This is a genomic window from Oceanicola sp. S124 (genome assembly GCF_000220565.1).
Taxonomy (GTDB): domain Bacteria; phylum Pseudomonadota; class Alphaproteobacteria; order Rhodobacterales; family Rhodobacteraceae; genus Pseudooceanicola.
Map to the genome: position 1 here is coordinate 1 of NZ_AFPM01000130.1, position 4,515 is coordinate 4,515.

6 protein-coding genes are annotated in these 4,515 nt (G+C 70.1%); all 6 read left to right on the forward strand.

The features are described 5' to 3' along the window. The first annotated feature begins 24 nt into the window (after positions 1–24). Entirely contained in the window at positions 25–1,023 is a 999-nt protein-coding gene (gene trpD, locus OS124_RS0109335) for an anthranilate phosphoribosyltransferase (RefSeq protein ID WP_029375315.1), read from the forward strand. Then, a complete protein-coding gene (locus OS124_RS0109340; protein WP_010139276.1) occupies positions 1,020–1,724 on the forward strand; it encodes a uracil-DNA glycosylase in 705 nt (234 codons plus the stop codon). The genes trpD and OS124_RS0109340 overlap by 4 nt, the downstream gene beginning before the upstream one ends. Then, positions 1,721–2,530, forward strand: a complete 810-nt coding sequence (gene trpC, locus OS124_RS0109345; protein WP_010139277.1) for an indole-3-glycerol phosphate synthase TrpC — start codon at positions 1,721–1,723, stop codon at positions 2,528–2,530. The genes OS124_RS0109340 and trpC overlap by 4 nt, the downstream gene beginning before the upstream one ends. Further along, a complete protein-coding gene (gene moaC, locus OS124_RS0109350; protein WP_010139279.1) occupies positions 2,530–3,003 on the forward strand; it encodes a cyclic pyranopterin monophosphate synthase MoaC in 474 nt (157 codons plus the stop codon). The genes trpC and moaC overlap by 1 nt, the downstream gene beginning before the upstream one ends. Further along, positions 3,000–4,184: a molybdopterin molybdotransferase MoeA gene (locus OS124_RS0109355; RefSeq protein ID WP_010139280.1), complete on the forward strand. Its 1,185-nt coding sequence runs from the start codon at positions 3,000–3,002 to the stop codon at positions 4,182–4,184. Before moaC ends, OS124_RS0109355 begins: the two co-directional genes overlap by 4 nt. A 113-nt stretch (positions 4,185–4,297) precedes the next feature. Further along, on the forward strand, positions 4,298–4,515 hold a 218-nt coding region (locus OS124_RS24205; RefSeq protein WP_010139281.1), incomplete at its 3' end, for a LexA repressor.

Here is a 4,515-nt window from a genome sequence, read left to right on the forward strand (position 1 = left end):
TGTCCGACGCCCTGAAGCCCACTCATCGCCGCCGCCGCCGACCGCCCCCTCAGCCGCGAGGAAGCCTCGCAGGCCTTTCAGATCCTCTTCGAGGGCGAGGCGACCCCGGCCCAGATCGGCGGCTTCCTGATGGCCCTGCGCACCCGGGGCGAGACCGTCGACGAATATACCGCCGCCGCCTCGGTGATGCGCTCGAAGTGCCACAAGGTCAGCGCCCCCGCAGGCGCCATGGACATCGTCGGCACCGGCGGTGACGGCAAGGGCACGCTGAACATCTCGACCGCAACGGCCTTCGTGGTGGCCGGCGCCGGGGTGCCGGTGGCCAAGCACGGCAACCGCAACCTGTCGTCCAAGTCGGGGGCAGCGGATGCGCTGAGCCAGATGGGCATCAACGTCATGGTCGGCGCCCGCATCGTCGAGGAGGCGCTGGAGAAGACCGGCATCGCCTTCATGATGGCACCGATGCATCACCCGGCCATGGCCCATGTCGGCCCGGCCCGCGCCGAGCTGGGCACCCGCACGATCTTCAACATCCTCGGGCCGCTGACCAATCCAGCCGGGGTGCGCCGCCAGCTGACCGGCGCCTTCTCGAAGGACATCATCCGCGCCATGGCCGAAACGCTCGGCGCGCTCGGCTCGGAAAAGGCATGGCTGGTGCATGGCTCTGACGGCACGGACGAGCTGGCGATCTCGGGGCGCTCGTGGGTGGCGGCGCTGGAAGAGGACGGTGCGATCCGTGAATTCGAGGTCCACCCCGAAGAGGCCGGCCTGCCGGAGCACCCCTTCGAGGCCATCGTCGGCGGCCAGCCCGAGGAAAACGCCCGTGCCCTGCGCGCGCTGCTGGCGGGCGAGGCCTCGGCCTACCGCGATGCGGTGCTGCTGAACTCGGCCGCCGCACTGGTCGTGGCGGGCCGCGCCTCGGACCTGAAAGAGGGCGCCGGCATCGCTGCCGAGAGCATCGACAGCGGCGCCGCCAGGGCCCGGATCGAGGCGCTGGCCGCGCTGACCTCTGCCGCCTCATGAGCCTGCCCGACGGCCTTCCCGACAGTCAGCCCGCCGCCCCCGCCGGCTGGGCCGACCTGCCCTTCTTCTCGGAAAGCTACCCGTCGATCGCCCGGGCGCTTGCCGGGGAAACGCGCCAGATCCTGCCCCCGGCGCCGCAACGCTTCGCCGCGCTCGAGGCCTGCCCGCCCGAGGCGGTGCGGGTGGTGATCCTCGGCCAGGACCCCTATCCCACCCCCGGCCATGCCCACGGGCTGGCCTTTTCGGCGGAACCCCACGTGCGGCCCCTGCCCCGGTCCCTGGGCAATATCTACAAGGAGATGGTCGAGGACCTGGGCGCCTGCCCGCCCGATGCCGACCTGCGCTTCCTTGCCGCCCAGGGGGTACTGCTGCTGAACACCGCGCTCTCGGTTCCGGCGGGCGAAGCCGGGGCGCACGCGAAACTCGGCTGGTCCGCCCTGACCGCGCAGGTCATGGCACGCCTGTCGGACCGGCCCCGCGCTTTCCTGCTCTGGGGGAAACCCGCGCAGTCCTATGCGCGTTATATCGCCGGGGAGGATCACTTGCGGATGATCTCGCCCCATCCCTCTCCGCTTTCCGCGCGCCGGGGCTTTTTCGGCTCGCAACCATTTTCAAAGGTCAACAACTGGCTTAGAGCGAGGGGAGAGACCGAAATAGACTGGACCGGCCAGGGGTCCGGGCAGAAGGGAGCCGCCTCATGAGCGAAACCGTGCTGGACCGCATCAAGGCCTACAAGCTGGAAGAGATCGCCGCCGACAAGGCCGCGAAGCCGCTGGCGGACGTCGAGGCCGAGGCCAGGCAGGCCAGCCCTGTCCGCCCCTTCGCCGACGCCCTCCACGAGGCCTCGCGCCAGGGCTACGGGCTGATCGCCGAGGTCAAGAAGGCCTCGCCCTCGAAGGGGCTGATCCGCGAGGATTTCGACCCTGAGTGGATCGCGACGGCCTACGAGGAAGGCGGCGCCGCCTGCCTGTCGGTGCTGACCGACACCCCCTCGTTCCAGGGCGCCAAGGACTTCCTGCCGCTGGCCCGCAACGCCTGCGCACTGCCGGTCCTGCGCAAGGATTTCATGTATGACACCTACCAGGTGGCAGAGGCCCGGGCCATGGGCGCCGACTGCATCCTGATCATCATGGCCTCGGTCAGCGATGCCCAGGCGGTCGAGCTTGAAGCCGCCGCAACCGACTGGGGCATGGATGCGCTGATCGAGGTGCACAACCAGGAAGAGCTGGAACGCGCTGCCCTGCTGGACAGCCGCCTGCTGGGGATCAACAACCGCAACCTGAAGACCTTCGAGACCTCGCTGGACACCACCCGCACCCTGTCGCGGCTGGCCCCCGAGGACCGGATCCTCGTGTCCGAAAGCGGGCTGCACGGCCCGGACGACCTGGCCGACATGGCCCGTTTCGGCGCCCGCTGCTTCCTGATCGGCGAAAGCCTGATGCGTCAGGACGATGTCGCGGGTGCCACCCGCAAGCTTCTGGCCCAGCCGACCGGCGGGGTCATGTGATGGCGCTGAGCCATTTCGACGGCAAGGGCGATGCCCATATGGTCGATGTGTCGGACAAGGCCGTGACCGCGCGCATGGCCGTAGCCGAGGGCTACGTGAAGATGGCCCCCGAGACGCTGGCGCTGATCACCTCGGGCGAGGCCAAGAAGGGCGACGTGGCCGGGATCGCCCGGCTGGCCGGGATCATGGGGGCCAAGAAGACCTCTGAGCTGATCCCGCTCTGCCATCCGCTGCCGATCACCAAGGTCGCCATCGAGATCACCCCCGACGACGCCCTGCCGGGCCTGCGCATCGAGGCCACGGTGAAGACCTCCGGCCAGACCGGCGTCGAGATGGAGGCGCTGACCGCCGTCTCGACCGCCGCTCTGACCGTCTATGACATGGTGAAGGCAGCCGACAAGGCGATGGAGATCGCCGCCATCCGCCTGCTGCTGAAGGACGGCGGCAAGTCGGGCCGTTACGAGGCGCAATGATTTCCGTCGACGAGGCCCTGTCCCGGCTCTTCGCCCTGGCCCGGCCCCTTGGCACCGAAGAGGTGCCCCTGCGCGAGGGTGCGGGCCGGGTGCTGCGCGCCGATGCGGTGGCGCGCCGGGATCAGCCGCCCTTTGCCGGCTCGGCCATGGATGGCTATGCGCTGATCGCGGACGAAGCGGTCGTGGGCGCCAGCTTCACCGTCATCGGCGAAAGCGCCGCCGGGCATCGCTTTGACGGCACCCTCAGCGCCGGTCAGGCGGTCCGCATCTTCACCGGCGCCCCCATCCCCGAAGGCGCCACCCGCGTGGTGCTGCAAGAGGATGTGACCCGCGAGGGCGACCGCATCACCCTTGGCGACAGTCTGGACGCCGGGCCCCACATCCGCCCCGCCGGCATCGACTTCCGCGCCGGAGACCGCCTCTCGGCGCCCCGCCTGCTGCGCCCGGCCGATATCGCCCTGCTGGCGGCGATGAACGCCCCGACCCTGACGGTCGCACGCCGCCCCGAGGTGGCGCTGATCTCGACCGGGGATGAACTGGTGCTGCCGGGCGAAGACCCCGGGCCGGACCAGATCGTCGCCTCGAACACCTTCGGACTCGAGGCGCTGTTCCGCAGCCATGGCGCCCGGGTGCGCCTGCTGCCGCTGGCCCGCGACAGCCGCGCCTCGCTCGAGTCCACCTTCGCGCTGGCCCGTGGCGCCGACCTTGTCGTGACCATCGGCGGTGCCTCGGTCGGCGATCACGACCTGGTGGGCCGTGTCGCGGCCGATCTCGGGATGGAGCAGAGCTTCTACAAGGTCGCCATGCGGCCCGGCAAACCGCTGATGGCAGGGCGCATGGGCGCCGACATGGGGGGCGCGATGATGATCGGCCTGCCCGGCAACCCGGTCTCGGCAATGATCTGCGGCCATGTCTTCGTCGCGCCCGTCCTGCGCGCCCTGCAGGGCCTGCCGGCCGCGCCTGCGCCCCTGTCCCGGGCGCCGCTGCTTGAGGACCTGCCCGCCAATGGCCCCCGGGCCCACTACATGCGCGCCCGCCTCGACGCCGGCGGGTTGCGGCCTGCGGCCTCGCAGGACAGCTCGCTGCTGTCGCTGCTCTCGGAGGCCGGCGCCCTGATCCTGCGCCCGCCCGAGGCCCCGCCCGCCCGCGCCGGCGAGATCCTGCCCTACCTGCCGTTCTGAATGCCGCGTCCCCCCGGCATGCGGCTTCACGCCCGTTTCCCGTGTTCCAGTCCATTGACACAAAACAGGAACACCTGTAGAACGAAGCCAGAGGACATGAGCAGGAGCGCCCTATGCTGACCAAGAAGCAGCTTGATCTGTTGGAATTCATCCACAAGCGGATGTCACGCGACGCGGTGCCGCCCTCCTTCGACGAGATGAAGGAAGCGCTGGACCTGCGCTCCAAGTCCGGGATCCACCGGCTGATCACCGCGCTGGAAGAGCGCGGCTTCATCCGCCGCCTCGCGCATCGCGCCCGTGCCATCGAGATCGTCAAGCTGCCCGACAGCCT